Source organism: Endozoicomonas sp. ONNA1 (assembly GCF_024606325.1).
Lineage (GTDB): Bacteria > Pseudomonadota > Gammaproteobacteria > Pseudomonadales > Endozoicomonadaceae > Endozoicomonas_A.
Genome location: NZ_JAHHPN010000721.1, coordinates 1 through 4,076, shown reverse-complemented (window position 1 = coordinate 4,076; position 4,076 = coordinate 1). Strand labels below are relative to the sequence as shown.

2 protein-coding genes are annotated in these 4,076 nt (G+C 46.0%); both read right to left on the bottom strand.

The window, feature by feature from the left end:
* Positions 1-628: PEP/pyruvate-binding domain-containing protein (locus KDK19_RS17030; RefSeq protein WP_257292434.1), on the bottom strand; the 628-nt coding region annotated here is incomplete at its 3' end.
* 185 nt (positions 629-813) lie between these two features.
* The coding region (locus KDK19_RS17025; protein WP_257292433.1) for a DUF4116 domain-containing protein at positions 814-4,076 on the bottom strand (3,263 nt) is incomplete at its 5' end.

Below are 4,076 nucleotides of genomic sequence, written 5' to 3'. Positions count from 1 at the left end.
CGCCGTAGTTGTCTTCATTGATGCCAGAACTGCGGACAATCACCGGCTGTGATGTGGAGAGCTGACGGCGCAGATCCCTGATTTGTCGGGCCGCCTCAGAATCTTTAACCTGTTCGTAGTAGTCATCACTGGCAACAAATTGTGCCAGATCCGCCAGCCATCTATTCCTTTTGGCTTGATCTGAAGGCGGCAAGGCATTGAGGTATTCCCGGACGTTGGCCAGGCTGGTCTCTAACCCCGGTTCAAGCACGATCCCGGGAAGGCAGCGGTCTAAACGACGGGTATCCAAAGGATGTTGTTCAAGTGCATTCGTGACTTGAGCAGTAACACATTCGAAGGGTGGAACAGGCAGACCGGCTTTCTTCATGCGCTGCAAAAACATTCCCTTGCCACCAAGTTGTGCGCGTTGAACCGGATAATTGTCAGCAGCCTGATCTGAAACAGGTGGAAGGCATATTCGCTTGGCTAGTGACGTTGGCTCGTGAAAGCCACTGCTATCAGGATTACCGAAATACCTCTTGGGTGAACTGTTAGCCCAGTTGGATGGACTACCAGCCCCTTTATTCTGATTGGGACTGTCTGTCAGCCTGTAAGAATCTGATTTGTCAAAATTATTAGCGGGTAACATCAAGATATCCCTCTCATGTTAATATTTATCCATGATTTGTTGGTCAGATACTTAATAAATACCCTTCTTTCGACAATAATGTTTTTATAAAGTTCACTCGTAGCCTGAACCACGAAACAACAATAAGCTGTCACACGGTTTGCACTGTTTAACGCTGCCAGAATAGCTAAAACTATATTCGGAGATTACATGAGGTATTGACTAACTTCAGAGTTTCTTTTTTTTGCTGCCTCAATAAAGGCCTCATCGTGTTTGAGCCCGATAGCGACAAAAGTAAAAGCATGAGCATCCTTTTCAATTAAATCCAGCATGTAATCATGATCCTGCAATACCGTTTTATCGACATACATCAAGCAATTAATATTGACAGTTATTAAGGTTTTAATAATATTTCTATCACTTCGGATTCTTTCACTGGCATATTGCAGAGCTCCTAAAGAATTTGCAACAGCGGCTATGACAACCTTCTCATCATCCCGAAGTGTCGGGCTGGCATATTGCAGATGATAACCATCTCTGGCGATTGCAAGCATGACGACCTCTGCAATACCCTTCAGCTCCTCACTCACATATTCCAGACTGTATGGATGTAGTGCAACCGTTGCCAATACAAGGTCTTTATCGTTGCAAATTCGTTGGCTGGCATATTTCAGTCCATCCTTGAGCAGGACATTCCTGAGCTTTTCTTTATGATCCCCAAGCGACTGAACCGGTAAAAAATCAAAGTTCAGGTTGTAACCGGAGGATGGCTTGATAACAAAGTAATGATCTTTCAAATGGGGATACACAAGATCAACCCATCGATTAGCCTTACCGGGATGTAACAATAAAAAATGATGCAGTAGTTCCCTGCGGATGTCCTCAGGAAGCTCATCACTCATGAACATTTCCCGAAGATTGTCCTTCGATTTAACCAACCGATGACAATGATCAATAAACTGTTTTAGATGATTGTTTAATAATTGGTAGCAACCGCGATCAATACCATATCGGTAAGTATCAACCATTAACAAAAGGCAATGTTGAAAGGCGAATCTATTGGCTTCTGCCGCAACATCGCTATCAAGGCGTTGGGCAAGTAAATTCAAGTTCCACTGATCTCCTTCAAAAATACCGCTTGAGCTTAAGAAGTCCCAATCCAGCCAATTAACTGTCTGCAATGCCGTTATGAGTTTTACAAAGGCACCCTCCATGGCTTGACGTGATGTCATTCGCGGACATTTGACGATCACTTCAGCCGCTGCGGCGTTGCAACCAGACTTCATGCTATCAGCATTTTTATCCAGTTCCATCGCTTTCAGTAACTGCACCAGAAACCACATACGTTTTAACTTGCCGGGTGCATCACTGCCATCAGTGCGGTAAAAGTTTTCAGAGAATTTCAGCCGCAAGGTACCTCCTTCTCCCTCCTCCTCATTTTCAAGTAGCTCGATAAAGCCCGCAAAACCGGATAACTCAAAGTTAACAATCAAGGTATGATCCATACTGATCACAGTCCCGGTAAGAGGTCTTGATTCTCTTAGGGATGCTCTGCAGGACGGACTCAATATCGTTAACTTTTTACTCGAGCCACCCGGAGTCGTGCAATCAACATAGATGAAGCTATTGTCTCTGGATAGCACGCTCAGAGCCGAGGCCCGGGTAACCGGTACCCGGGCCTTTATTAAGAACCCATGCAATTCAAAAATCAGGTCATTGACACGGCGGACCTCCTCAGTCTTCCAAAGATTGAGAGCTTTAAAACAGGATAAGACAACTTGTTTATCACGCTTCAGTCTTTCACTCACATACTTCAGGTTGTATGGATATACGGCAATGGTTGCTAGTACAAGGTCTTTATCATTTCGAACCCGTTGGCTGGCATATTTCAGTCCCTGCCTGCGCAAAACATTCTTGATGTTTTCTCTGTTAACCCTTAGCGAATGAGCGGGTGGAACCTCAAAATCCACGCTACAACTGCAGGATGGATTGACAACAAAGTACTGATCTCCCAGGTCATACACATCTTCGAACAATGGCGTAGCCTTATCAGGCTCTAATAATAAAAAATGCTGTAAGAGTTCCTTGCGGGTGTCTTCAGCGATCTCATCACTCATTAACACTTCCAGAGGGGTGTGAATTGATTCAAAGAACCTTCGACTATGATGAATAAACTCTTTTTGATGATTGTTTAATAACTGTATTAATAACCGGAAACAATCTCGATTAATGTAATATTGAGCATAATGAACAATCAAGAAAAGGCAGTGTTCAAAGGCGAATCTATAGGCTTCTGTCGTAACATCGCTATCAAGGTGGTGTACAAGGCTGTTAAAGCTCCACTGCACTCCTTCAAAAATGGCTGTTGACTTTAAGACCTCATCCAGGTTCTTAATGACAGATAACGCCGTTATCAGTTTTATAAAGGCTTCCGGCATGATTTCACGTGATTTCATATGGGAGCATTCGACAATTATTTCACCCGCTACGGCATTACAACTGAACTTCATACTATCAGCGTGTTCATCCAGATTGATCGCTTTCAGTAACTGCGTCAGAAACCACATACGTTTCAACTTGCCGGGGCCATCACTGCCATCAGCCCTTTTAAATCGGTCAGAAAATTTCAGCCGCAGGGTACGTCCTTTCCCCCCCTCTGCGTGTTCAAGCAGCTCAATAAGGCCCACGTGATGTCCTAATTCAAGGTTAACAATCAAAGCATCATCCATAATGATGACAGTCGCCGGACACTCTGACCTAACGAGGGATGCCTTGCAGGAGCGACTAAATAGCGGTACCTTTTTAACCGGGCCTCCCGGAGTCCTGCAATCTGCATAAGTGACGGGCCATATCCTGGATATCTTGCCCTGACCCGAGGCCAGAGCGACCGGTGCCAGTGCCTTTACGAATCGCTGATGCAGGGCAAAAATCAGTTCATGGACACTCAGAACCTGCTCAGCCTTCCCGGGGTTGAGTGCCTGAAGAGAAGATTGTAACTGACGGCAGGCCAATACCCACTGACGAAATGATAGCTGTCCTTCTTCAGGGGCTTGCACGGGCTGAATGACACTTTTCAGCTCTGACTGAATGGTCTCTTTCAGCGCCTTGAAGCGGTTGGTCAGTTGCGGTAATTCATCCAGCCATGGCTCCACCTTGGATAAATCGCTGATACCCGCCAGCTGCAGGAATGAATTGTACCCATCCAGCAGCGCTTCCGCCCCATGAACCAGCCGGTTTACATTGTCCCGGGTCACCGCCAGTAGCTCTGAACGTTGCGGCGACATGCTCAGTTTTATCGGGTTTGCCAGACAATCCAGTCCACCACCGGGGGCAAAAAATGCCAGCAGCCGGGCATTTTGGTCCGTGAGCCACTGAAACCCCCTGGCGACCTGGCTGAATGTGCCTTCAGATGGGGACAAATCATCCCGTGACGGGACGGCTGTCGTTAAAGGTAAATCAGAAACAGCAG